The organism is Nitratiruptor sp. YY09-18 (assembly GCF_016593235.1).
In the GTDB taxonomy this organism is placed as follows: domain Bacteria; phylum Campylobacterota; class Campylobacteria; order Campylobacterales; family Nitratiruptoraceae; genus Nitratiruptor.
Genome location: NZ_AP023065.1, coordinates 920,313 through 943,851, shown reverse-complemented (window position 1 = coordinate 943,851; position 23,539 = coordinate 920,313). Strand labels below are relative to the sequence as shown.

25 protein-coding genes are annotated in these 23,539 nt (G+C 37.7%); 21 read left to right on the top strand and 4 right to left on the bottom strand.

Annotated elements, in window-relative coordinates; all coding sequences use genetic code 11:
• The first annotated feature begins 159 nt into the window (after positions 1-159).
• The 3 genes from JG734_RS05180 (at position 160) to JG734_RS05170 (ending at position 1,887) form a co-directional block, all read left to right on the top strand.
• A complete protein-coding gene (locus JG734_RS05180; RefSeq protein WP_201332241.1) occupies positions 160-525 on the top strand; it encodes a helix-turn-helix transcriptional regulator in 366 nt (121 codons plus the stop codon).
• Positions 526-610: 85 nt separating this feature from the next.
• Positions 611-1,507 carry a DnaJ C-terminal domain-containing protein gene (locus tag JG734_RS05175; protein ID WP_201332240.1) on the top strand — a complete coding sequence of 299 codons (897 nt, stop codon included), beginning with the start codon at positions 611-613 and terminating at the stop codon, positions 1,505-1,507.
• Positions 1,507-1,887: a heat shock protein transcriptional repressor HspR gene (locus JG734_RS05170; RefSeq protein WP_201332239.1), complete on the top strand. Its 381-nt coding sequence runs from the start codon at positions 1,507-1,509 to the stop codon at positions 1,885-1,887. Before JG734_RS05175 ends, JG734_RS05170 begins: the two co-directional genes overlap by 1 nt.
• Here the strand turns inward: JG734_RS05170 and murA are convergent, their stop codons facing one another.
• Positions 1,888-3,150 carry a UDP-N-acetylglucosamine 1-carboxyvinyltransferase gene (murA, locus tag JG734_RS05165; RefSeq protein WP_201332238.1) on the bottom strand — a complete coding sequence of 421 codons (1,263 nt, stop codon included), beginning with the start codon at positions 3,148-3,150 and terminating at the stop codon, positions 1,888-1,890.
• Between the two features lie 67 nt (positions 3,151-3,217).
• Between murA and JG734_RS05160 the strand changes: the two genes are divergently transcribed.
• From JG734_RS05160 to hypF, 11 genes are all read left to right on the top strand, one after another.
• On the top strand, positions 3,218-3,619 hold the full coding sequence (locus tag JG734_RS05160) for a hypothetical protein (RefSeq protein ID WP_201332237.1): 402 nt from the start codon (positions 3,218-3,220) through the stop codon (positions 3,617-3,619).
• A 22-nt stretch (positions 3,620-3,641) separates the two neighbouring features.
• Positions 3,642-4,115: a bifunctional 2-polyprenyl-6-hydroxyphenol methylase/3-demethylubiquinol 3-O-methyltransferase UbiG gene (locus tag JG734_RS05155; RefSeq protein ID WP_201332236.1), complete on the top strand. Its 474-nt coding sequence runs from the start codon at positions 3,642-3,644 to the stop codon at positions 4,113-4,115.
• 1 nt (position 4,116) lies between these two features.
• Positions 4,117-4,713 carry a TetR/AcrR family transcriptional regulator gene (locus JG734_RS05150; RefSeq protein WP_201332235.1) on the top strand — a complete coding sequence of 199 codons (597 nt, stop codon included), beginning with the start codon at positions 4,117-4,119 and terminating at the stop codon, positions 4,711-4,713.
• Positions 4,703-5,560 carry a hydrogenase gene (locus tag JG734_RS05145; protein ID WP_236586799.1) on the top strand — a complete coding sequence of 286 codons (858 nt, stop codon included), beginning with the start codon at positions 4,703-4,705 and terminating at the stop codon, positions 5,558-5,560. The genes JG734_RS05150 and JG734_RS05145 overlap by 11 nt, the downstream gene beginning before the upstream one ends.
• Positions 5,550-6,761: a nickel-dependent hydrogenase large subunit gene (locus JG734_RS05140; RefSeq protein ID WP_201332233.1), complete on the top strand. Its 1,212-nt coding sequence runs from the start codon at positions 5,550-5,552 to the stop codon at positions 6,759-6,761. Before JG734_RS05145 ends, JG734_RS05140 begins: the two co-directional genes overlap by 11 nt.
• 111 nt (positions 6,762-6,872) lie before the next feature.
• The gene (locus JG734_RS05135; protein WP_201332232.1) at positions 6,873-8,102 is read left to right on the top strand and encodes a hydrogenase small subunit; all 1,230 of its coding nucleotides are present in this window, start codon (positions 6,873-6,875) and stop codon (positions 8,100-8,102) included.
• Positions 8,099-9,823, top strand: coding sequence for a nickel-dependent hydrogenase large subunit (locus JG734_RS05130; RefSeq protein ID WP_201332231.1), 1,725 nt, complete (start codon positions 8,099-8,101; stop codon positions 9,821-9,823). Before JG734_RS05135 ends, JG734_RS05130 begins: the two co-directional genes overlap by 4 nt.
• A 10-nt stretch (positions 9,824-9,833) precedes the next feature.
• The gene (locus JG734_RS05125) at positions 9,834-10,535 is read left to right on the top strand and encodes a cytochrome b/b6 domain-containing protein (protein WP_201332230.1); all 702 of its coding nucleotides are present in this window, start codon (positions 9,834-9,836) and stop codon (positions 10,533-10,535) included.
• Between the two features lies 1 nt (position 10,536).
• The gene (locus JG734_RS05120; RefSeq protein ID WP_201332229.1) at positions 10,537-11,088 is read left to right on the top strand and encodes a HyaD/HybD family hydrogenase maturation endopeptidase; all 552 of its coding nucleotides are present in this window, start codon (positions 10,537-10,539) and stop codon (positions 11,086-11,088) included.
• Entirely contained in the window at positions 11,072-12,832 is a 1,761-nt protein-coding gene (locus JG734_RS05115) for a hypothetical protein (RefSeq protein ID WP_201332228.1), read from the top strand. Before JG734_RS05120 ends, JG734_RS05115 begins: the two co-directional genes overlap by 17 nt.
• Complete coding sequence (hypF, locus tag JG734_RS05110; RefSeq protein WP_201332227.1) at positions 12,829-14,937, top strand: carbamoyltransferase HypF; 2,109 nt, start codon at positions 12,829-12,831, stop codon at positions 14,935-14,937. Before JG734_RS05115 ends, hypF begins: the two co-directional genes overlap by 4 nt.
• Positions 14,938-15,067: 130 nt before the next feature.
• Here hypF and JG734_RS05105 read toward each other — a convergent pair whose 3' ends face one another.
• Positions 15,068-16,267 carry an NAD(P)/FAD-dependent oxidoreductase gene (locus JG734_RS05105; protein ID WP_201332226.1) on the bottom strand — a complete coding sequence of 400 codons (1,200 nt, stop codon included), beginning with the start codon at positions 16,265-16,267 and terminating at the stop codon, positions 15,068-15,070.
• A complete protein-coding gene (locus JG734_RS05100) occupies positions 16,264-16,899 on the bottom strand; it encodes a hypothetical protein (protein ID WP_201332225.1) in 636 nt (211 codons plus the stop codon). Before JG734_RS05100 ends, JG734_RS05105 begins: the two co-directional genes overlap by 4 nt.
• A 98-nt stretch (positions 16,900-16,997) precedes the next feature.
• Between JG734_RS05100 and JG734_RS05095 the strand changes: the two genes are divergently transcribed.
• From JG734_RS05095 to hypA, 7 genes are all read left to right on the top strand, one after another.
• Positions 16,998-17,639 carry a hypothetical protein gene (locus JG734_RS05095; protein ID WP_201332224.1) on the top strand — a complete coding sequence of 214 codons (642 nt, stop codon included), beginning with the start codon at positions 16,998-17,000 and terminating at the stop codon, positions 17,637-17,639.
• Positions 17,640-17,648: 9 nt separating this feature from the next.
• Positions 17,649-18,386 (top strand): hydrogenase nickel incorporation protein HypB, encoded by a 738-nt coding sequence (gene hypB, locus JG734_RS05090; protein WP_201332223.1) that lies wholly within the window; start codon positions 17,649-17,651, stop codon positions 18,384-18,386.
• Positions 18,386-18,679 (top strand): HypC/HybG/HupF family hydrogenase formation chaperone, encoded by a 294-nt coding sequence (locus JG734_RS05085; protein WP_201332222.1) that lies wholly within the window; start codon positions 18,386-18,388, stop codon positions 18,677-18,679. The genes hypB and JG734_RS05085 overlap by 1 nt, the downstream gene beginning before the upstream one ends.
• Complete coding sequence (gene hypD / locus JG734_RS05080) at positions 18,663-19,811, top strand: hydrogenase formation protein HypD (protein ID WP_201332221.1); 1,149 nt, start codon at positions 18,663-18,665, stop codon at positions 19,809-19,811. Before JG734_RS05085 ends, hypD begins: the two co-directional genes overlap by 17 nt.
• Complete coding sequence (gene hypE / locus JG734_RS05075; protein WP_201332220.1) at positions 19,808-20,800, top strand: hydrogenase expression/formation protein HypE; 993 nt, start codon at positions 19,808-19,810, stop codon at positions 20,798-20,800. Before hypD ends, hypE begins: the two co-directional genes overlap by 4 nt.
• Positions 20,801-20,877: 77 nt before the next feature.
• Entirely contained in the window at positions 20,878-22,473 is a 1,596-nt protein-coding gene (locus JG734_RS05070) for an enoyl-CoA hydratase-related protein (protein ID WP_236586798.1), read from the top strand.
• A complete protein-coding gene (gene hypA / locus JG734_RS05065) occupies positions 22,466-22,813 on the top strand; it encodes a hydrogenase maturation nickel metallochaperone HypA (RefSeq protein ID WP_201332218.1) in 348 nt (115 codons plus the stop codon). Before JG734_RS05070 ends, hypA begins: the two co-directional genes overlap by 8 nt.
• Here hypA and JG734_RS05060 read toward each other — a convergent pair whose 3' ends face one another.
• Positions 22,814-23,440: a TetR/AcrR family transcriptional regulator gene (locus tag JG734_RS05060; protein ID WP_201332217.1), complete on the bottom strand. Its 627-nt coding sequence runs from the start codon at positions 23,438-23,440 to the stop codon at positions 22,814-22,816.
• Positions 23,441-23,539: the final 99 nt, after the last annotated feature.

The window sequence follows — 23,539 nt, the reverse complement described above, 5'->3', positions numbered from 1 at the left end:
TATATCTGACATTGACCGCGTATAGTCAATAAGATTTAACAAGTTCCCTATTTCTTGCCTTGAAAATGTAAGAAAAGTAAGAATATTGTAAAATTCTTACAGTTTGACAATTGTAAATATCTTATAGTATAATTTCTTATCATGATGAAAGGATAAGAAATGTCATTTTCTTATGGGCAAAAGATTAGGGAGTTGCGTCAAAAATTTGGTCTTTCTCAAAGTGAGTTAGCGAGAAAGCTTGGGGTACATAAGCAGATGGTCAGTGATGTTGAAAGGGGAAAGCAGAAGCGTTTTAATCCTCAAATTGAGCAAAAACTTATTGAACTATTTGATATTAATCCCTCTTGGCTCCACGAGATACCTCAACCTTCTCATCCTACTAATCAACAAGTAGCTACCCCATCGCAAATTCCTCTTTCGCAATCAGAGATCGATATATTGATGCGCTATTTCGCCCAGATCCCTCCTCATAATCGTCTTGATGCCTTAGCATGTATCTTACAATGTATGAGTAAATTTAAATAAATTGATTATGTAAATATAATGGAAGTTGATTGACATAGACTAAAGTATTTGGTATAATCGGACTAAAAAAGTAGGGAGGGTTCAATTGAGTAAGAGCCTATATGAGACTTTGGGTGTAAGTCCCAGTGCGAGTGCTGATGAGATTAAAAAAGCATATAGAAAACTAGCTCGTAAATACCATCCAGATATATGTAAAGAGCCAGAATGTGAAGAAAAATTTAAAGAGATAAATGCTGCTTATGAGATTTTGAGTGATCCGGAGAAGCGTAAGCAGTATGATCAATATGGCGATAGTATGTTTGGTGGCCAAAATTTCCACGATTTTGCACAACAAAACTTTCAAGGTGGCGTCGATTTAGATGAGATATTGCGCTCTATCTTTGGTGGTGGAGGATTTGGCGGCTTTAGTAGTTCTGGATTTAGCTCTGGAGGGTTTAGATCTGGAGGATTTGGCGGATTTGAAGAATTTGCTCATCCTGATCTCGATCTCCATGCAAAGATTACTATACCATTTCGTACAGCAATACTTGGAGGTACCCATTCACTTACTATAAATGGTGAAACTTTCGATGTGCGTATCCCAGCTGGTGTAAAAAATGGAGATACTCTTCGCATAAGAGGTAAAGGGAAAGCCTATAAGAATATGCGAGGAGACCTACTTCTCAAAGTAGAAGTAGCTCCAGATCCAGAGTATACAAGAGTAGGTAATGATCTTTATAAAAAGATCGATATACCACTTAAGATCGCAATGTTTGGTGGAAAAGTAAAAGTCAAAACACTAGAAAAAGAGGTAACACTCAAAGTTCCTAAAAATACAAAATGCGGACAGAAGTTTCGCGTCAAAGGAATGGGTGCTATTGATAGAAAAACCAAACAAAAAGGCGATCTATACTTAGAGGCAAACATTATACTGCCAAAAGTAGAAGAGCTTGATCCAGAGCTTGCAAAAATGATGGAAGAAAAACTTCCTGGAGGTGAATGATGCATGCTTATGATGAACCGGTCTATTTGATAAGTGTTGTAGCGAAAGTATTAAATATTCATCCACAAACTTTGCGTCAATATGAGAGAGAAGGGCTCATCTCTCCATCTCGTACACAAGGAAAGACACGCCTCTATTCACAAAAAGATATAGACAGGATCAAAATGATTTTGCGCCTTACAAGAGAGCTTGGTGTGAACCTTGCTGGTGTAGATATCATTTTGCGTCTTAAAGAGCAGATGGAAGAGATGGAGAAGGAGTTGGAGCACCTCAAAGAGATCATTAAAGAGTATGAAGAGGGACAGACTGTCCCAAAAAGTAGAGCGGTGGTGAAGAAAGATTTTAATACTGAAATTATAATTTTTGAAGATAAAGAGTAGTTACTCTTGGAGCCTCTCAACAGAGGCTCCAAGAGCTTGAAGCTTCTCTTCGAGATTCTCATAACCTCTATCTAGATGATAGATTCTATGCACATTGCTAGTGCCATCGGCTGCTAGAGCAGCTAGTACGAGTGCACTACTTGCTCTCAAATCTGTAGCCATAACATCAGCCCCATTGAGCTTAGTGGGCCCAAAGACAGTTGCGATATTTCCTTTGAGCTGAATTTTTGCTCCAAATCGCCTCAGTTCACTCGCATGCATAAATCTATTCTCAAAGAGCCTCTCTTCAATGATCGAAGCACCTTCTGCCATAAGAGCTAGAGCCATGAATTGGGCTTGCATATCTGTTGGAAATCCTGGATATTCTGATGTAACTATCTCAATAGGTGAGATTTTTGAAGCTGGGTGGATAGTGATTGAGCTATTATCTATATCAATCTCAAATCCCATCTGCTGCAATTTAACCAAAATAGCTTCAAGGTGTTGAGGAATGACATTTTTGATCTTAATTTTTGAATTAGTAATAGCACCGGCACAAAGATATGTACCAGCTTCTATACGATCAGGAATGACACTAAAATCTTTCATGTTGAGCAGTTCTCTCTCAGTTCCTGTGATTTTGATCTCATCAGTGCCGATTCCTTCGATCTCAACACCACTATCTTGCAAAACTTCACAAAGTTGCACAACTTCAGGCTCTTTTGCTGCATTGATTATAGTAGTGGTACCTTTAGCCAAGGCAGCAGCCATAAGAATATTTTCTGTTCCAGTAACAGTGATTTTGTCAAATATTATAGTAGCACCCCTCAACCCTTGTGGAGCTTTGGCAACTACATAGCCACTTTCAATATTAATCTGTGCACCCATTTGTTGGAGAGCCTTGAGGTGCAGATCAATAGGTCTTTCGCCGATTGCGCACCCACCAGGCAGGCTCACTTCACAATGCCCAAAACGAGCGAGGAGTGGGCCAAGTACGAGAATTGAAGCACGCATTGTACGCACTATATCGTATGTAGCAGTTGTAGAGTTTATCATTGATGTATCTATATGCGCTTTATTATCTATAAGTTTATAGTTTGCGCCAAGATGTTGGAGTAGTTTGAGGAGTGTCTTGATATCTTTTACATGGGGAAGATTATCTATTGTAAGTACTCTTTTGGAGAGAATGGAGGATGCTATTAGCGGCAATGCTGCATTTTTTGCACCAGAGATTGCAACATCTCCATGCAGTCTCTTGCCACCAACAATACGCAAAAAATCCATCTCAATCCTTTTTTAGCAAAATTATACTACAATGAGTATTGATATTAATTAATATTTTGGAATGATAATGAGCGAAAAACTAAGAAGACTCGAATCACTTTTACAAGAGTTTGTAAGCTTAGAGAAACTGAGAAAAGAGAATATTGCTAAACTTCAAGAGCTATTCAAAGAGCTTGAAATTGATCAAAAGGTAGCATGGGAAGATCTCTTTGGTTTTCAGGCTATGAATCTCATGGGGATTTCATTGCAAAAAGAACAGCTCGCACAACCTCAACCAAATCGCTATGCTCAAATTATTGCAATCAAAAATGGCAAAAATAGCAGTCTTCGCTATTTTGGTAGAGCTGAAAATCTTGATCCATCACTTATAAAAAAAATTGTCGAGTTTGTATTACGATGGAGACTGGAAAAGAGTTTTTTTCACGTTGAAAATTATAGGGATTTGGTAGATGCCCTCAATCAAAAATAAGTGGAATACAAAGTATGCACAAATGAAGCACGAACCTCTTGCAGATCCAGATGTAGTAAGATTTTACGATTTAGTGCCCAAGGGTAGGGCATTGGATATTGCATGCGGAAGAGGAGGAAATGCAATTTTTCTAGCTTCTAGAGGCTTTACAGTTGATGCTGTGGATATATCTGATGTGGCACTTGCACCTCTTAAAGAGTATCCTGGCATCACTCCCTTTTGCCAAGATATTGCAAGTTTTGATTTTGGCAAGAATCGTTATGACCTTATACTCAATATCAATTTTTTTGAGCGCTCAATTTTTGAGAATATATTTTTAGCATTAAGACCTAGAGGTATCTTCATATCGAAAGTGTTTACATATAAGTCTTCAATGAATCCTACATATACTGCAAAGAAAAATGAACTATTAGAGTTATATAATAAACTTGAAATTGTCTATTATAATCTCGATAAAAATGCAAAAGCTATTTTGGTAGGGAGAAAGGAGCGATAGTTTGGCAAAAATTAATAAAGAGGAAAAGAAGAAACAGATTATGAATGAAGCTTTGAAACTCTTTAGTAAAGAGGGTTTTTTTGAGGTAACAATAGCTGATATCGCTAAAGCTCTTGATATGAGTGTTGGAAATCTCTATAACTACTTTACTTCTAAAGATGCCCTTGCAAAAGAGCTTATACTCTATATATCAAAAGTTTTAGGAGAGGAGATACGTCATATAAATATGATGCCACTTTCAGCAAGAGAGAAAATTAAAAAAATTGTTTCTTTTTACTTTAAAACTGCAAAAGAGAAGCCAGAAATGATAGAGTATTTTTTGCGTGTATACCTTGCGAATAGGGAAGTTTTTAAACATGGTTGCGAGGGTATGATTTGTGTTAGTCCCTTTGTAACAGAGATTATGATTTTCTTTGAAGAGGGAGTAAGGAGTGGTGAACTGCGTGATCAAGATTTTTTCAGTGCTTTTGGACTCTTTATGGGGTATTTGGGTGGTATGGTTTTTTTGATGGGGGAGGGAATGCTTCCTAATGATATAGAGTTTTATGTCCAAGATATTAGTGAGAATATATATAGAGCACTTAAAAATGAAGAATAGATTAGTTTGGCTTCAAGGAGTTACGTGTAATGGAAATAGTCACTCTTTTCTCAATCTTCCAACACTCTCCTCATTTTTACAAACTTTTGAGATCCTCTACCATCCTCTACTTCCCTCACTTTTGACTCTCGAGCAGTTACCTGATGCAAATCCTGATATTTTGGTGGTTGAAGGGGGCTTGAGAAGAGGGTGGCCAAAAGCAGATACCGATCTGTTTGATCTTTTTATGGTTTTGGCACAGAGGGCTAAGAGAGTTGTAGTAGTAGGTAGCTGTGCAGTCTATGGAGGAATATTCAAAGAGTATGACCAAGAGATTACAGGTGTTTTGTTCGATAAAGAGAAAAAGAGCAAACTGTATGATCAGTTTTCCCACAAAACTATTAATATTCCAGGATGTCCTGCAAATCCAGAGTGGATAGCTTTTGGATTAGAGAGTGATACGATGCATTTAGATGATTTGCATAGGCCAAAAGAGCTCTTTGCAGTAACTGTTCATAGTGGATGTACTCGCAATGAGTATTTTGAATGGAAGGTCGATGCGAAAGGTTTTGGACTAAAAGAGGGGTGTCTCTTTTACGAGCAGGGCTGCCAAGGGCCATATACTCATGGAAGCTGCAATACAATTTTGTGGAATGAAATCAACTCTAAAACAAGGTCTGGTACTCCATGTTTTGGATGTACTGAGCCAACTTTTCCACAAAAAGATCTCTTTAAAACCAAAACCTATATGGGTATACCGGCAAAAATGCCTTTGGGTGTTCCCAAAAGAGCCTATCTTACTATCACAGGTGTTGCGAAAAGCTTTTTTATTCCTAGACTCAATAAAAGATTGATAGATGAAGATTGATTTATTGGAAAAAATAGAAGGTGAAGCCTATTTAGAGTTTAAAACAGACGGAGATGAAATAGTTGATGTACGAGTGCTTTTCCCACATTTTAGAGGAGTTGAGAATATACTAGTAGGCAAAGATGCATGGGATGCATTAGTTATAAATCCAAGAGTTTGTGGAATCTGTGGGCATGCACATTTGCAAGCTACTGCATCCCTTTTGGAGTCAATTTATAGGATTGAAATTACGCAAAAAGCCCAATTGATACGCGAGATAACAAGATTTTGTGAAATAATTCAAAACCATCTGAAGTGGTGCTATCTTGTAATCTTTCAAGAGCTGCAAATCCCTTATGATTTTACTACAATGCATCAGACGATTGCTTTGGTAAATAAGCTTTTAGCTCTTTTTAGCGGTCAATGGCCACACTCTGCATATGCAATTCCTGGTGGGGTTACATGTGATCCAACTGCGCTAGATATTGTAAAGGCCAAACAGATTAGAGCACAAATACAATCAAATATTTTCAAACTTTTTGGCTCTTTTGAAGATCCTAAAAAGCTTGAAAAAGATTTGAAAAAACTCTATGAGACTCTCCATGCAAAAGATCTTTTGTCAGTTGGGATCGGTCTCAATCGTTTTATAACACTTTCTCAAGATAGTTATGTAGAAAATGTAAAAATACTCAATAAAAAAAAGAGAAAGACTAAGTTGCGTTATATTAAAGAGATAGGGCAAAGTGACAGTTATGCAAAAAATGTTACTTATAATAATAGATTTTATGAAACAGGACCTTTGGCAAGACTCTTGCAAAATCCGGATTTTTTCATACGCTATTTTTATAGAAAATATAAAGATAGTATATTTACAAGGATTATTGCAAGAATCTATGAGATAAACATACTCATAAAGAAGATAGAGCACCATCTCAACTCTATTGATCTTAACCAGTTAAGTGTAGTTGAAATTGAGAAAAAAGATGGAGAAGGTGCTATAAGTATAGAAGCAGCGAGAGGATCTCTTGTGCATAAAGCTATAATAGCTGAAGGAAAAATCGAAAATTACTCAATCATAACTCCCACGCAATGGAATCTCTCAAATGGTAGTTCTGACAACCCTTCAAGTATTCAAAAAGCTATTATTGGACTTCAAGATAGAAAAATAGCTAACCTCATATTTCGCAGCTTCGATATTTGCAGTGTATGCACTACTCATTAATTTAGTCCCAAAAATATAGAAGAAAAGAGTGAATGAAGCTATTATTTAAAATTATTATAAGTAGGGTGCGATACAATTTAGTGAATGAGTATTCAATCACAAGGAGAAGTTATGAATAGAGAGCACCTTCGATCACTCTTTACAGCCAAGAGTGCCAAAGTTGATACAAACAGAGGTGAGGCATACTATGCAAAACTCTATGATCAGTGTAAGGCTAGGCTAGAACAGCTTAAGAAGATTGAGCCGCTTCGTAAAATCTCCATTAAAGAGATTTTAGAGGATGAGGGCGTCTCTAGAAGAGACTTTTTAAAATGGGTCAGTGCAACTACTGCTATGCTCATGCTTCCTAGTTCTTTTGCACCACTGGTCGCAGAAGCAGCAGAACTTATGAATAGGATTCCAGTTATCTGGATAGAGTTACAAGATTGTGCGGGGAATTCAGAAGCATTTATTAGAAGTGATGGGCCAAAAGTTGATGAGATCATTTTGGAGATTATTTCACTCGAGTTTCAAGAGACTCTCATGGCTGCAGCTGGACATCAAGCGGAAGCGCAGCTTGATGATGCGATGGAACATTTCAAAGGAAAATATCTCCTTTTTGTTGAAGGTGCTATTCCTGTAGGTCCCGGTAGGGAGTGGTGTACTATAGGGGCAAGTGGTGAAACTTTTGAAGAGCATCTCAAAAGAGTAGCCAACGATGCAGCTGCAATTGTTGCCGTAGGAACATGTGCTACGTTTGGTGGTGTCCCAGCAGCTGCGCCGAATCCTACCGGAGCAGTTGGAGTGATGGATGTAGTTAATGATAAGCCAATTATTAATATACCAGCTTGTCCTGCAAATCCGGCAAATATGGTGGGAGTAATTCTCCATTATGTACTTACTGGTCAAATTCCAGAGCTTGATTCACTGCTTCGACCAAAATTTGCCTTTGGATATAGAATCCACGACAACTGTGAAAGAAGGGCGCACTTTGATGCAGGAGAGTTCGTAGAGGAGTGGGGTGACGAGGGTGCGAAAAATAACTTCTGCCTCTATAAAATGGGATGTAAAGGACCTATGACATTCAACAACTGTTCAATTGTTCGCTACAACGAATCAGTAAACTGGCCAATCGGTTCAGGCCATGGATGTATAGGGTGCAGTGAGCCAGGATTTTGGGATAAGTATGCATATGAAAGGCCAATGGCAGATGCAAATATCAAAATGGCTCCAAATGGCGGGGTAGAAAAGAGTGTAGACCAGTTTGGACTTGGTCTTTTGACTGCTGCTGGTGTGGGTATTGCTATTCATGCTGCTGCTAGTGCAATCGCAGGTAAGAAAAGTGAAGGAGATAAAGAATGAGCACAAAACATATAGTTGTTGATCCTATTACTAGAATAGAGGGGCACTTGCGTATTGAAGCGATTATCGATGAGAATAATACGATAGTAGATGCTTACAGCTCTTCGACGATGTTTCGAGGAATAGAAGAGATACTAAAAGGGCGTGATCCTAGAGATTGCGGTTTGCTAGCTATGCGTATATGTGGTGTTTGTACAGGGACACACTACCAAAGAAGTATCGAGGCAGTTGAGCACGCTTTTGGTGTCACAATTCCTAAAAACGCCAGACTTGTAAGAAACCTCATCCAAGGGGCACTTTATTTACATGACCATGTGGTGCATTTTTATCATCTTCATGCCCTTGACTGGGTTGATATCACAAAAGCTTTGGAAGCTGACCCAACAAAGACAGTAGATGAAGCAAAAAAATGGGCAAATGCTGCTGGAACCACTCCATATGTTGCAGATAGTGCAAAATTTAAAGAGGTGCAAGATCGTCTCAAAAAATTTGTCAAACAGGGACGTCTTGGACTCTTTGCCAAAGGATACTGGGGCAATCCTCACTATAAACTAACCCCAGAACAAAACCTATTGGCGGTTACACACTATCTCCAAGCTCTTGATCTGCAAAGAGACGCAGCAAAAATGATGGCTATTTTTGGCGGGAAAAATCCGCATCCTCAAAGTATTGTAGTAGGTGGTGTTACATGTGTACAAGATATCAAAAACCCCGCTCGTATTGCTCTTTACAAAGAACTTCTTACCGGATTTAGTCGCTTTATCAAAGGTGCCTATCTTCCAGATATCTATATGGCAGGTACTATGTATGGTGATGAAGCGCTTGACGGTACAGGCGCAGGTCTGAAAAATTACATGGCTTATGGCGGTTTTCGACTTCAAGACAATGGCTTTTACAAATCAGAACTCCTTTTTCCAAGTGGACTTGTAATCGATGGAAAATATCAAGAGTTTGATCAAGAAAAAGTGGCTGAAGATGTAACGCACTCATGGTACGATGGTGATAAACCACTCCACCCATTTGACGGGCAGACCATTCCAAACTATACGGGATTTGGCAAAAAAGAAAAAGGAATTGCTTATCTTGATACCAAGGGTAAATACTCCTGGATCAAATCACCAATATATAACGATACAAGAGTAGAAGTTGGTCCACTTGCACGTATGATTGTAGGATATACAAAAGGTGATAAAAGAATCAGTGAATATGTCAATAGATTTTTGAAAAATGCTAATCTTCCTGCAAAGGTTCTCTTCTCTACTGTCGGAAGAACTGCTGCAAGGGCAATTGAGACAGAACTTATGGCTGATATGCTCTTTGATTGGGTAGATGAATTAGCGACAAACACTGCAGCTGGAGATCTCTCAACCTGGACAGAGTTTGATTTCGATCAAGTAAGCAAAGATGCTCAAGGGTATGGTCTTGAAGAGGCTCCACGCGGTGCTCTTGGTCACTGGGTAAAAATCAAAGATGGAAAAGTTGAAAACTATCAAGCAGTTGTACCATCTACATGGAATGCGGCACCAAGAGATTATAAAAATAGAATGGGCGCATATGAAGCAAGCTTAATTGGTACAAAAGTGGCAAAACCTGAAGAGCCATTAGAAATATTGCGTACTATTCATAGTTTTGACCCTTGTATTGCGTGTGCGGTGCATATTGTGGATACAAAAGGAAAGAGTTTAGGTGAGTTTAAAGTAAACACCTCTTGCTCAATCTAAGGGGGCTAGCATGAAACAGCAAAAATTTCAAAGAGTTAAAAGAATGACGCTCTTTATGCGTCTCAATCACTGGGTAGTGGCTCTGTGTATGGTAGCGGCAGTAATAACTGGCCTCTACATAGGCCATCCATACTATCAGACACTCATTAGTGAACCAGCAGTACAGAAGTTTGTGATGGCATGGAATAGAGTAATTCATTTCTATGCAGCTATCATATTTGATGTGAGTTCAATTGTGATTGCATATCTCTATTTTTTTAGTAGATTTGAAAAGCCTATTAAAAAACTTATCCCAACAAGAAAAAATATAAAAGAGTTCTGGGAAGTTTTTATCAATCTCATTACTCTCAATCGCATTAAGAGGTTTGATAGTAGCCATGAAGACAGTTTCCATGTTGTCTATTTTACAATCTTTCATATATTGCTTGTTTGGATGCTTTTGACTGGTCTTCAGCTCTATGTCCATGGACTTGAGTCAGGTATGAGTAGTATCGGTTCTTGGTGGCCAACACTCTTGCATCTAGTAACTGACTGGACGGTACCTATATGTGGCGGAACAAAAATGGATGTAAGATATGTACATCATATGACAATGTATTTTATTTTGGTTTGGATCATGTTTCATATCTACTATGTGGTATGGAGAACGATCTTTTGGAGAGAGGGAGATATCGCCATAGTATTTGGCGGATACAAATTCAAAAGAGGTTGAATTGAAGACAGCAATTATAGGAATAGGCAATATTTTGTTTATGGATGAGGGTATCGGAGTATATGCTTCAAAATATCTCGAGGAAAATTTTGTTTTTGATGAGGATGTCGAAATCGTCGATGGTGGGACACTGGGGTTTAAACTAATGCGCTACTATCAAGAGTATGATAAAGTAGTAATAATGGATACTGTTTCCATCGAGGACACACCGGGCTCCATATATAACCTTCCAAGTGAGGTTTTACTGGGGCTAGGTGAGTATCGAAAAACAGCGCATGAGGTGGAAGTTGTAGAGATGCTTGAGATATGTAGCATGCTTGAATCCATCGCCCAAGTAAACATCATAGGTATTGTGCCAAAAGACATCGAAAGCGTAGGTATTGGTTTAACTGATACCATGCGAGAATCCTTTGACAGCTACATACAAACTCTTTTGCAAGAGCTGGAAAAAAACAGCATTCACTACCAAAGAAGAGCCAATAAAACAGTTGACTCGATTATCTTTGAGTATGCAAACCCATCAATGAAAGAGTGCAATGACATTACGGTTTGAGTATCATTCCCATACAACATATTTTTTAAAGCGTATTCAAGCAGTTGCAGAGCTTACAAATACTTCTATAAAATTGAATATAAAATTTCCCTTTATTTATGTAATATTTGAGGAAAATGTTGAAGAGTTTACCAAAGCTTTGGACCAGCATCTTTATAACTCCATCTTTTTTAAAAATGTCCAGATTTGTGAAGAAAATCCTTCAGCAAAGGACTCACTTACATATCTTCCATCCTCTATTGCTCTTTGTCCAAACTGCATCAAAGAGATGTTAGAACCCTCTTCAAGAAGATTTTACTATCCATTTACCAGCTGCAACTCTTGTGGCTATCAAAGCAGCCTCCTTATCCACTATCCATTTAAAAGGCCAAATACGCTGTTAAATTTTTTCAAGCCCTGCAAAGAGTGCCAAGAAGAGCTTAAAACTAATCCTTTTCGCAAAAACTATCCGCTCATTACCTGCATAGAGTGCAATATCCCTATCAAACTGACAGATAAAAAAGGCTTAAAAGTTTTATTTGCCAATGAAAAAGAGGAGTTTAAACAAATTTTTGATATTGCCGCAAATGCACTCAAAGATGGGAAGAGAGTTCGCATAAAAACATTGAGGGGATATAAGCGATTCTATTTGGAAAAAGACAACCAAAGTTATGTGCTTATCAACCGTCTAAATGAAGAGTTTTTGGTTTTACCAATGGAAAAAAGAGCCCTTTTCAGTATTGAAAGACCTCATCTCTATTTAACTTCAATCAGTGGCGAAATAGTAGAGGCCGTGGGCGTATGGGACGGTTTTACAATCCTTCTTATGGCATCACTGAATGCGGACTATTGCTATTTTGATGAGAAAGAGGATGCGGATCTTTTTATTGATTTTGATCTTCCAGTAACATTTTACGAAGCACCAAAATATTTTATCAATAAACATTTTGCTCTTTTTCGTCCCGGTAGCGATTCACTTTTTCCAAAATATTGTGAGAACAAAAAAACAGTTTTGTATAACAATTTTTTACTCTATGAAGGAGTTATTGACAAAGTAGAGCATTTTGAGCAGATTGCAACTGAAGCAATAGTAGTTTTTCAAGATGAGCCTATCGAGCATTCTCATATTCGCTTACAAGATATTGCTAGAGCAGCTTTTGAAAGTGTTTTGAAAGAGCATGCAATTGATGAGCCTACAATCGGTGTCTATTTTTCAGATCAAGTCAAGTTTTTTTATAAAAAGCAAGTAACGAAAGAGGTTTTTGATTTTGGTAATATTCATTTTGAGCCTAAGCGAAAAGTAGTTGAGCAGTTTCAAAAGAGATTTCCTAAACGCTATGAAGCTTTTTTGAAAGAGGGTAATTTTATCTTAAAGGCTGCAAAACTCATAGGATTTGATAGTGATTTTGACTCATTTAATAAACTTAGCCTCTCATTTGGTGGCAAAGGCGGAGTAAGTATTGACTGCAGGGTAGGGGAGAGTAGTTTTGATTACTCAAGTTTTTATGCATCTATCATGAGTTTCGTTTTGGCTGATGCTGATGCTAAGCTCATAGCCTACTCCATTTTTGAATCTTTGGGGGATTTTTTAGGCAATCAAGCTGTCTCAATCTATAGAGAAACAAAAGCCAGCCATATTGTTCTATGTGGAGCCTATATTGCAAACAGTGCATTTTTTAGCAGGTTTACTAGAAATGCCCCTATGACCAAGGTAAATATCGAGTATCCGATTGATAACGAGAGTGCTCTTTTGGGAGTGCAATGAGAATATTTGTCAAAGGGATCGTCCAAGGAGTGGGTTTTCGTCCCTTTGTCTATAAACTGGCCAATGAACTTGGACTCAAGGGATTTATCAGAAACTGCAGTGATGGTGTAGAGATTGTTATAGAGGGTAAGAATAAGGAGCTTTTTTTAGAGCATCTTCAATCAAAACTTCCGCCTTTGGCCAAAATCTTTTCACTGCAAATCCAAAATACTCCAAAACAAAATTTTCAAAGTTTTACAATTATCAAAAGCCAAGAGGGGCAAAAAGAAACATTTCTATCTCCAGATATCTCTATTTGTGATGCGTGCTTAGAAGATCTTTTTAACCCAAATAGCAGGCGATTGTATTATCCTCTTATCAACTGCACAAACTGCGGTCCAAGATTTACCATCATCAAAGATCTTCCTTATGATCGTAAAAACACCTCCATGGCAAAATTTCCTATGTGTCAGGAGTGCCAAAAAGAGTATAACGATCCAAACAGCCGCTTTTTTCATGCACAGCCGATTGGTTGTGACAGTTGTGGACCAAAACTTTTTTATAGCTCTTTTCAAGGATATGAAGCGATACAAAAAGCTGCAAACGATATTCAAAATGGTGAAATTGTTGCAATAAAAGGAGTAGGGGGATACCATCTTGTCTGCCTTCCAAAATCAGCTCACAAACTCAGACAAATCAAAAAAAGACCCAAAAAGCCCTTTGCTCTTATGTTTCCTTCCATAGATAAAATAAAAGAGATTTGTGATATTGATGAAAATGAAAAAAGACTCATTCTATCCAAAGAGCGTCCTATTGTCATCATCAAAGCAAAAGAGTATTTTGCAGATGTAGCGCCTGATATCGATAGACTTGGCGTTTTTTTACCCTATTCGCCAATTTATTATCTTCTTTTTTCTTTAATAGATTCTCCTTTGGTAGTTACAAGCGCCAATATCTCGGATGAGCCAATTGTTAAAGATGAAGAGAATATTAAAAAATTTACGCAAAAAGTTTTATATTACAATCGAGAAATCATTCGCAGTTGTGATGATAGTGTGGTAGTGAGCGTAGATAAAAAGACTCTTTTTTACAGACTCTCTCGTGGATATGCTCCGAAAAGCTTTTTTGTTGATAAAGAACTTCCTTCTATCTTAGCTGTTGGTGCACGCCAAAAAAATACCATTGCTTTCAGTTTTGCAAACAATGTTATTCTTAGTCCTCACATCGGTGACATCAAAAACATCCAAAGTTATGAGTATTTTGTCAAAGTGATTGAAGATTTTCAAAAAATATATGACTTTTCACCGGAAGTTGTCGTATGCGACAAACATCCGGGATATGAGACAACGCAATATGCAAAATCTTTGAATATTAAAACTATTGTAGTGCAACACCATTTGGCTCATACCTATGCTGCGAAGGCAGAGATGGAGCTTACAAACTATCCTCTGTCACAAGAGCTCTTTTTGGGATTTAGTTGGGATGGAACAGGATATGGTGATGATACAAAAGTGTGGGGTGGGGAGGTGTTTGTAGGTGATGAAAGAAAATACCATTTTGAGTATTTTAAAATTGCAGGAGGAGAAAAAGCTATTAAAGATATCAGGCTTATTGCTTGGAGTCTTTTAAAGAAGTATGGTTTTGAAGTAGAAGATAGGCTCTTTAATCTTACCTATGATAAAAATATCAACTGCTTTGAAACGAGCTCCGTTGGAAGACTCTTTGATGCGGTTGCTTTTCTTGCAGGCCTTTGTAAAAAACAAGAGTATGAGGGCTATACCGGTCTTTTAGTAGAAAAAGCATATCAAGCCAGAGAGGATCAATATGAGTTTTATATTCACGATGGAATCATTACAATAGATTTTCTATCCCTCATCAAGGATAAAAAAGCGGATATTCCTACGAAATTTTTAAATACTCTCACTGCTATTATTGTCGAAATCGCAAAAAGAGAGAAACTCCCGGTTGTTTTGAGCGGAGGCGTCTTTCAAAACAAAACTTTACTAGAAATTACTATCAATAAACTGCAACAAAACAGCATCCCATACTTCTTTCCAACACATACCCCTATAAATGATGGTGGAATCAGTCTGGGACAACTCTGGTATGCACTCGAAAACTATTAATGAACTATCAATGCTCCTTTATCTCCAACATACCTCTCCACTTTTTTTGCTGATAATCTCTTTGAGCTGCAATCTTTCAAAATTAAAACCTCTTAATTTTTTAAAAGTTATCAATCCGATTTTCTGCGATTCAGCGCAGTTTTTTTATTTTCTCCTTACATGCCGTTAATTTTTGGAATCCTTGCTTTGCTTTAAATTTGAGAGGCCATTTATACCATTTTTCTATCGCTTTTTTGCCAATCCAACCCAGAATCCCCCTGATTTGAAAACCAAAAGGAGTTACGATTATGGCATATGTACCACCTAGAGCAATGGCTAGTCCCCGCAGTCTGATATCTGCTCTTTGCAAAGGTTGGTTGGAAATGGCCTGAAGGATATTTTTAGCGGCAATTACTCCACTTTGCTCAGCACTTTGTGCTGTGGGAGGAATAATATTTCCTTCTTTATCTTTTAAAACTGCTACATCACCTACAGCAAAGATATTTTTTTCTACTCGCAAATACTCATCAACGACCAAAAATCCTCTCGCATCTTTTGTATATTCAAGATTTCGAATAAAAGGTGAGGGCTCAATTCCCCCGGCAAATATGGCAAAATCAAAATCTATCGTTTCTCCACTACTGAGTATCGCCTTTTGTTCTGTAATTTCATTGACATATTGAGGCACTAAAGAAACATCTAATTGACGCAACCTTTTTACAGCCTTATCGCGTGTTTTCTGATCAAGTCCTTTTAAAATATGTTTTGATAGAAGTTGGATTTCGATATTTCCACAACTTAGGGCATTTTCTTTTACATATTGGTTGAAATAGCATCGCATTTCGGCTGCTATCTCTACTCCACTCAAACCCCCACCAATGACAATGACTCGAAAACTTCTTTGCGCTCTTTTTGGTTCAAGTCTTGCAAAGAGCTCCTCTTCAAAATACTGTTTTATATGAAGAGCCGCACGCAGACTTTTGACACCCAAAGAGTGTTTTCCTTTTTTCTCAAATCCTTGTAAAAATTTTGTCACGCTACCAGTTGCAATAACGCAATAATCAAAAGGATAGGTTCCCTCTTTGCATACAACTTGATTTTCCTTGATAACAATCGCTTCATCATGGATAAAATGAAAATTTTCGCCAAAACTAGCAATCAGTGTTGGCAAATAGATAAAACTCTCTTGAATTGGGATTTTCGAAGCAACGAGATCGTAACTCTCCGTTTGAAGATAGTGATAGGTATGTTGATCAATAAGTGTTACTTCAATATTTTGATCATTTCTTGCAAACTCCTCCAAAGCCTTTATCCCTCCATATCCACCGCCTATGACAACCACTTTTTTCATACTATTTCCTTTAATTTTTTGCAATCAAAATTGAACTTAAACTCAGCCTCTTTGAGGTAATAGAAAAAGTTTTCCCTTTTAATCCCTCTATATTTTGGTAATAAATCTTCCAAATAGCTCCAAAAATCGTAAATAAGCCCGTTTTGACTATTTTTTTGTAGCTTCGAGACCCGTAAAAAATTTTTAAACTCTTTGTAATAAACTTCATTGAGTCCGTCTTCACTAAAATAGGGTTTAAATCTTGAAAGATCGGGCATCAAAAGATTATAGATTTTTCCTCCATAGTCAAATGTTAAAAAATTGTATCCATCAAAAATATTTTTTTTTGGATCCTTTGAGCGTTCCAAGTAGATATACTCTTCATATGCTATTGTCTCTTGACGGTTCAAGTACTCCTCTTCCATAAAAGTTGCAATTTTTTTTCTAAACATTTCATAATAATTTTTAATGGTAACATAGTTATAGCCGCTTCGTCTCATACATTCATTGACAGAGAGATTTTCGCAAAAACATTTAACAATTTTTTCTTTTCTCGCAATTTTTTCTGGACTGAACTTTCTTTTACATCTTTTGCATTTTCTATTGCCGTTACCGAGAAGATAAGTGGGTGCATTACAATAGATACATCGCATGTGGTCCCATTTTTATAGAAGATATTACCATTTTTATTTTTATTTTACCAAACTAGTCTATAATAGTGAATAATCATTCACTCACAAAGGATGAAGTGATGGATTCTTTGCCTCTTCTATTAATCTTTTGGTATGGGATATTACACGCTTTCGGTCCAGATCATCTTACAGCCATTACCGATTTTAGTATTGGTAAAAGCAAAAAGAAAACGATGCTAATCACACTCGCTTTTGCCTTAGGACATGGAGTATCTCTTTTTATCTTTGCAAAAATTTTACAGCATATCGATATCAGCGAAACTCTTCTTGCATGGGGTGATTACGCCAGCTCAAGCGTAATTATTGCAATTGGACTTTTTTTGCTTTTTATGGCATTGAGCGGTCGTATCAATGTTGGATGGCACGAACATAATGGAAAAAAGCATATTCATATATGGTATGGCAAAAAGCATGAGCATGGTGAAAAAAAGCAAGTAACATCTGCTTTGACAGTTGGTACTCTCATGGGTATAGGTGGTGTGCGAGGTATGCTGATTACGCTCAGTGCTATCGCTCATCATGAAGTAAACTTGATGATGGTTGCTAGTTTTACGATTGGCGTAATGCTGGTCTTTTTAATGTTTGGGTATTTTATATCTTTAATCAATGAGAATCTACTTAAAACACAAAAAAATATACGGGTAGCGTTTGCTACAGCGGGAGTAATCTCGTTGATAGTTGGAACAAATATGTTTATCTAAGGAGTCAAAATGTGCAAAGATTGCGGATGTAGTATAACTGAACACCATCACCATCATGATCACAAACATGAGCTTCATGCAAATCCCCAGCTAAATGACACAAAAACGATTGAAGTAATTACAAAAATCTTGGATAAAAATGATCATGAAGCTGCACACAACAGGGCTCATTTTGATAGAGCCGATGTTTTGGCAATCAATCTCATGAGCAGTCCAGGAAGCGGCAAGACTTCTCTTCTAGAGAAGTTGGCTGAAATAGATAGATTTAAATTTGCAGTGATTGAAGGAGATTTGGAAACAAACAGGGATGCAGATCGCATCAGAGCAAAAGGAATTCAGGCTTACCAAATCACTACGGGAAGTGCATGTCATCTGGATGCTTTCATGGTGCATGATGGATTACATCATATAGATTTAAGTGATATTGATGTCTGCTTTATCGAAAATGTTGGCAATTTGGTTTGTCCTGCAAGCTATGATGTAGGGGCACATCTCAATATCGTTTTAGTCAGTGTTCCCGAAGGAGATGACAAGATAGAAAAGTATCCGGTGATGTTTCGACAAGCAGATCTTGTACTCATTACAAAAACAGATCTTTTGCCATACTTTGATTTTGACGTGCAGAAAGCCAAAGAGACAGCAAGGAGACTCAAACCAAATGTTGATATTTTAGAAGTCTCTACAAAAGATGAAGAGTCTATCAAAAGAGTGGCTCAGTGGATTATGTTTAAAAAGGAGATGCGCTGATGTGTCTATCCATTCCAAGCAAAGTTGTAAGCATCGATCAAGAAAAGTGTACGGCGATTGTTGATACATTGGGTGTGCAAAGAGAAGTGGGAATCGATTTTATCGCCGATGAAGTCAAAGTGGGTGATTTCGTACTTATCCATATCGGTTATGCTATGAATATCATCGATGAGGAGTATGCAAAAGAGTCCATAGCTTTGTATCAAGAGATTATTGAGAAGATGGAAGAGGCTGAAAAGAAACAGCTTATCAATGAGAGTGACAACTGTCCAGGAGATGGCAGTGGAACTTAAAGATTTTTATGAAAAATTCCGTGATCCCAAAACCATCAAAGCTTTATCAAAAGCAATCAATCAAGAAGCACAAAAACTTGATCATCCTATCAATATCATGGAAGTATGTGGAGGACATACACACACGATTATGAAGTATGGTCTTTTGCAGCTTTTGCCTAAAAATATTCGCTTCATCCATGGACCAGGATGTCCGGTCTGTATCATGCCAAAGGAGCGGATCGATCATGCCTATATTTTGGCTATGCAAGAGGATGTAATTTTATGTACTCTTGGAGATATGATTAAAGTGCCAGGAAGCAGGGGGAGCTTGCAAGATGCAAGAAGCAAAGGGGCTGATGTACGAGTTGTATATAGTCCATTGGATGTGATGAAAATTGCTAAAGAGAATCCTACGAAAAAAGTGATCTTTTTTGCTATCGGTTTTGAGACTACCACACCGATGACGGTGGCACTCATCGAGAATGCCATGAAACAAAAGATAAGTAATATTCTCTATCACATCAATCACGTTACGGTACCAGAAGTGATGAGAGAGCTGATTGATAGCCGTGATGAGCATATCGACAGCTACAACAACCAAATCGACGCGTTTTTGGGACCAAGCCATGTAAGCGTCATTACTGGTAGCAAAATCTATGAAGAGTTTCCAACGAAATATAAACGTCCTGTGGTTGTTGCTGGGTTTGAGCCAGTGGATGTAATGGAAGGTGTTTTGATGATTATTTATCAATTTTTAGAGAATCGATGTGAAGTTGAGATTCAGTATAAAAGAAGTGTGAACCGTAATGGAAATATTAATGCCCAAAAATTGATTGAAAAATATTTTGAAAAAAGAGAACTTTTCAAATGGCGGGGACTTGGAAATATCCCAAAAAGTGCATGGAGATTAAAAGATGAGTATGAACATTTGGATGCTGAAAAGCTTTATGAACTTCCCAAAGAGGAGATTGAGGATCACAAACTCTGTATCTGTGGCGATATTTTGCGTGGCATGGCAAAACCGACTGAGTGTCAGGTCTTTGGAACTGCCTGTACACCACAAAAGCCATTGGGTAGCTGCATGGTAAGCAGTGAAGGTGCTTGCGCGGCATACTACAAGTATGGCAATCTTTTGCAGGAGGTACAATGAAAAAGGTTGTTACCCTTGCTATGGGCAATGGCGGGATAGAGAATATGGAGCTGATCCAAAAAACGATCCAACGCCATTTGCAAAATGAACATCTCCAAAAGGCTGAAGATGCCACTGCTTTACCATCTTTGACAAATCCTGCTTTTACAACAGATTCCTTTACCATTTCTCCGATCTTTTTCCCTGGTGGAGATATCGGAAAATTAGCCATTGCTGGATCTTGTAACGATTTGGCTATGATGGGAGCAAAACCAAAATTTCTAAGCCTTTCTTTTATTATAGAGGAGGGATTTTTGCTGCGCGATCTTGAAAAAATTGTACGAAGTATGAAAAAAGAGCTTTCCATCAACGGTGCTGCAATTGTCACAGGTGATACAAAGGTGGTTCCAAAAGGCAGTTGCGATGGAGTCTATATAAATGTCTCTGCCATTGGAGAGAGAATTATCAACTCTTCACAAGAAAATATTACAATAGGAGACAAACTTTTAGTAAGCGGTGACATTGCAAGACATGGAGCTGCCATTTTTGCAGGTCGTGAAGGAATTGAGCTTGCGAACAGTATTGAAAGTGACTGTAAATCGTTGTGGCCAATTGTAGAAGAACTTATTGAAGCAGACATTGAGATTAAAGCTATGCGTGATGCAACACGAGGAGGAGTTGCCGCTGTTTTAAACGAGTGGGCAATGGCAACCAATACAACGATGGAGATAGAAGAGGGCAGATTTATGGTTGATGAAGGGGTACAAGGGATATGTGAGATACTTGGATTTGAACCATTTGTCTTGGCAAATGAGGGGACTTTTATGGTAGTGGTTGATCAAAATGATGCAAAGAGGGCTCAAGAGATTTTACAAAAACATAATCCTCATGCTGCGATCGTCGGAGAGGTGAGTGATTCCTATCCTGGTCGTGTAACTTTACAAAGTGAGTGGGGAACAAAACGCTTTTTGGATATGCCAACAGGGGAGATACTTCCTAGAATATGCTAAAAGTGCTTCTATTATGTAACACATTTAACAGCTTGACGCAGAAAATATTTTGTCACCTTAAAGAGCTTGGGATTGACGTGAGTGTCGAGTATGCTATCAATGAAGAGACGATGATTGAAGGTGCAGATCTTTTTGCTCCAGATCTCATTTTAGCCACCTATCTTACAAAAAAGATCCCAAAAGAAGTTTTTACCAAATACCCAACCTTTATTATCCATCCTGGTCCCTTCGGAGATAGAGGTGCCTATGCACTCGATAATGCCATATTAAATAATATGAAAGAATGGGGCGTATCTATTTTGGAAGCTGATGAGGAGTTTGATGCAGGAGCCGTATGGGGACACAGAAACTTCTCTTTGCCCGAACATGCAACGAAAGGGTATCTGTATCGAACAGTAGTGAGCGATTTGGCTATCGAGCTAGTTGATGAGCTGATTGAGAAACTAAAATCTAATAAAAAACCTTTAACAAATCCGAAAAAACCTTTGCATCCAAAAGTGACACAAAGCATAAGAGCAATTGAATGGAACAAAGACTCTAGCGAAACGATCATACAAAAACTCAATGCATCCGATAACTATCCAGGTATCAAAGATCGATTTTTCGATTGTGAAGTTTATCTTTTTGGAGCAGTAAAAGAGCAGACTGGGCTTGAGAAAAAAGAAGCAAAACCGAAAGAGATTTTGGCAAAACGAGATGGTGCAGTGTTGGTTAAAACGATCGATGGTGCCGTTTGGATCCAGAAAATGACAGAGATTAAAAATGGTATTCGACAAATCAAACTCCCCTCAACCTATGTCCTAAAAGATCGTCTTAAAGGGATCAAAGAAGAGCGCATTTCTTTGTATGTGGATCCAGATTTGCCGACATTTAAAGAGATTACCTTTTATAAAAAACAAAATGTAGGCTTTTTGGCATTTGATTTCTATAATGGCGCTATGAGTAGTGAGCAGTGTATTCGTCTGAAATATGCGATAGAAACATTAAGGGATGAAGTGGATGTTCTTGTTTTAATGGGTGGCGAGCAGTTTTTTAGCAATGGGATTCACTTGACGATTTTGGAAGATAGCAAAAAACAAGGTGAGGATGGTTGGAGCAATATCAACGCTATGAATAATCTCATTAAGACGATTCTTTTTAGCGATGATATTTTAACAATCACTGCATTTAGGGCAAATGCAGGAGCAGGGGGCGTATTTTTGGGGATTGCAGGAGACTTTGTTTTTGCTAAAAGCAGCATCGTACTAAACCCGCACTACAGAACGATAGGACTTAGCGGCAGTGAATATCATACTTATACACTACCACGAAGAGTTGGGAAAGAGATAGCACAGAAGCTTTTGGATGAAGCCTTGCCTCTCAATGCACAAGAAGCCAAAAGTATTGGTCTTATTGATGAAGTTTTCAAAAATTTTCAAGAGGTTGAATCATATGCATTGCAACTGGCACAAGATGAAGAGCGATTTTATGAACTACTTGATCAAAAGAGAGACCGGCTAGAGCAGGATAAAGAGTATATTCAAGAGTGCGTAGAAAATGAACTTGAGAAAATGTATCCTCAGTTTTGGGATCCAAAAAGTGATTTTCACAAACTGCGCCACAATTTTGTCTATAAAATATGCCCTACACAAACGCCTCTAAGAATTGCAAAACATAGGAGAGTAAATGCATGAGTATTCCATAGTGCAAAGCATGCTGGATCTAATTGAAGAGAATGCGAAAAAACATAACGCCACGAAAGTAGAAAGAGTCGTTGTGAAAATTGGTGTCATGAGTGGCGTAGAAGCACATCTTTTAAAGATTGCATTTGATACATTCAAAGAGGGTACACTTTGCAGCGATGCAGAGCTTGAGATGATCATTCAGCCAATTATTGCAAAATGCCGTATATGCAAAAAAAAGAGCCGGTTTGAAAAAAATGAGATATTTTATGAATGCAAACATTGTGGAGATGTAGATTTAGATATTGTCGATGGAGAAGATATGATTCTCATGCGACTTGATATGAAGTAACTATAAAGCTACATTTTCCCAAAAAAAATCTACATGTTTTTCAAAAATCGTAGAGAGATGCTGCGTTGATTCTTCATCGATGCGTAAGAGGGTAATATCGATTCTCCAGTATAAAAATGGTGCAAAAAACTCTTGTGCCATAAGCATAGGATCTGCTGAGCGAATAAGGCCATTTTGCATCATAATAAAGAAGGCTTTTGAGAGCTGCTTGATATTCTCATCATAAAAATACTTCAAAAAGAGTTTTCTTACATCTTTATTGTGTAAGAGTTCTGCTAGGATAATGCGAAAGAGTTTCTCATTCTTTGGATCAAATGTTAATAGCTTGATTGTTGCTGCATATTCATAGAGATACCTCTTTCCTTTTGGAGCATACTCTTCAATCGGTTTTTTTTGGAAAAAATCTTCAAAAGGGTTGGAAAAGAGCTGCTGCATGATGGTTTGAAAGATCTCATCTTTGTTTTTAAAATGGTTATAAATTGCACTTTCACGTATGCCGACTTTACGCGCAATTTTGCGCATTGATGCACCACTATACCCACCTTCAGCCATAAGTTCAATAGCAGCTGTTAATATCTTATCTTTAGTAGTGTTTGGCTTTGATATTTTTTCAACATCCGCTGTCATGGTATCTCCTAGCATAAATATTAACAGATGTTCATACTACGTGAACGCTTGATAATATAATCATTAACATTTGTTCATTCTATGTTAACAAAAGTTCAC

Bases quoted from the DNA above. Each gene is read 5' to 3' on its own strand.
- JG734_RS05180 (WP_201332241.1), top strand. From the start codon at position 160: ATGTCATTTTCTTATGGGCAAAAGATTAGGGAGTTGCGTCAAAAATTT.
- JG734_RS05170 (WP_201332239.1), top strand. From the start codon at position 1,507: ATGCATGCTTATGATGAACCGGTCTATTTGATAAGTGTTGTAGCGAAA.
- murA (WP_201332238.1), bottom strand. From the start codon at position 3,150: ATGGATTTTTTGCGTATTGTTGGTGGCAAGAGACTGCATGGAGATGTT.
- JG734_RS05160 (WP_201332237.1), top strand. From the start codon at position 3,218: ATGAGCGAAAAACTAAGAAGACTCGAATCACTTTTACAAGAGTTTGTA.
- JG734_RS05155 (WP_201332236.1), top strand. From the start codon at position 3,642: ATGAAGCACGAACCTCTTGCAGATCCAGATGTAGTAAGATTTTACGAT.
- JG734_RS05145 (WP_236586799.1), top strand. From the start codon at position 4,703: ATGAAGAATAGATTAGTTTGGCTTCAAGGAGTTACGTGTAATGGAAAT.
- JG734_RS05140 (WP_201332233.1), top strand. From the start codon at position 5,550: ATGAAGATTGATTTATTGGAAAAAATAGAAGGTGAAGCCTATTTAGAG.
- JG734_RS05135 (WP_201332232.1), top strand. From the start codon at position 6,873: ATGAATAGAGAGCACCTTCGATCACTCTTTACAGCCAAGAGTGCCAAA.
- JG734_RS05130 (WP_201332231.1), top strand. From the start codon at position 8,099: ATGAGCACAAAACATATAGTTGTTGATCCTATTACTAGAATAGAGGGG.
- JG734_RS05125 (WP_201332230.1), top strand. From the start codon at position 9,834: ATGAAACAGCAAAAATTTCAAAGAGTTAAAAGAATGACGCTCTTTATG.
- JG734_RS05115 (WP_201332228.1), top strand. From the start codon at position 11,072: ATGACATTACGGTTTGAGTATCATTCCCATACAACATATTTTTTAAAG.
- hypF (WP_201332227.1), top strand. From the start codon at position 12,829: ATGAGAATATTTGTCAAAGGGATCGTCCAAGGAGTGGGTTTTCGTCCC.
- JG734_RS05105 (WP_201332226.1), bottom strand. From the start codon at position 16,267: ATGAAAAAAGTGGTTGTCATAGGCGGTGGATATGGAGGGATAAAGGCT.
- JG734_RS05100 (WP_201332225.1), bottom strand. From the start codon at position 16,899: ATGCGATGTATCTATTGTAATGCACCCACTTATCTTCTCGGTAACGGC.
- JG734_RS05095 (WP_201332224.1), top strand. From the start codon at position 16,998: ATGGATTCTTTGCCTCTTCTATTAATCTTTTGGTATGGGATATTACAC.
- hypB (WP_201332223.1), top strand. From the start codon at position 17,649: ATGTGCAAAGATTGCGGATGTAGTATAACTGAACACCATCACCATCAT.
- JG734_RS05085 (WP_201332222.1), top strand. From the start codon at position 18,386: ATGTGTCTATCCATTCCAAGCAAAGTTGTAAGCATCGATCAAGAAAAG.
- hypD (WP_201332221.1), top strand. From the start codon at position 18,663: ATGGCAGTGGAACTTAAAGATTTTTATGAAAAATTCCGTGATCCCAAA.
- hypE (WP_201332220.1), top strand. From the start codon at position 19,808: ATGAAAAAGGTTGTTACCCTTGCTATGGGCAATGGCGGGATAGAGAAT.
- hypA (WP_201332218.1), top strand. From the start codon at position 22,466: ATGCATGAGTATTCCATAGTGCAAAGCATGCTGGATCTAATTGAAGAG.
- JG734_RS05060 (WP_201332217.1), bottom strand. From the start codon at position 23,440: ATGACAGCGGATGTTGAAAAAATATCAAAGCCAAACACTACTAAAGAT.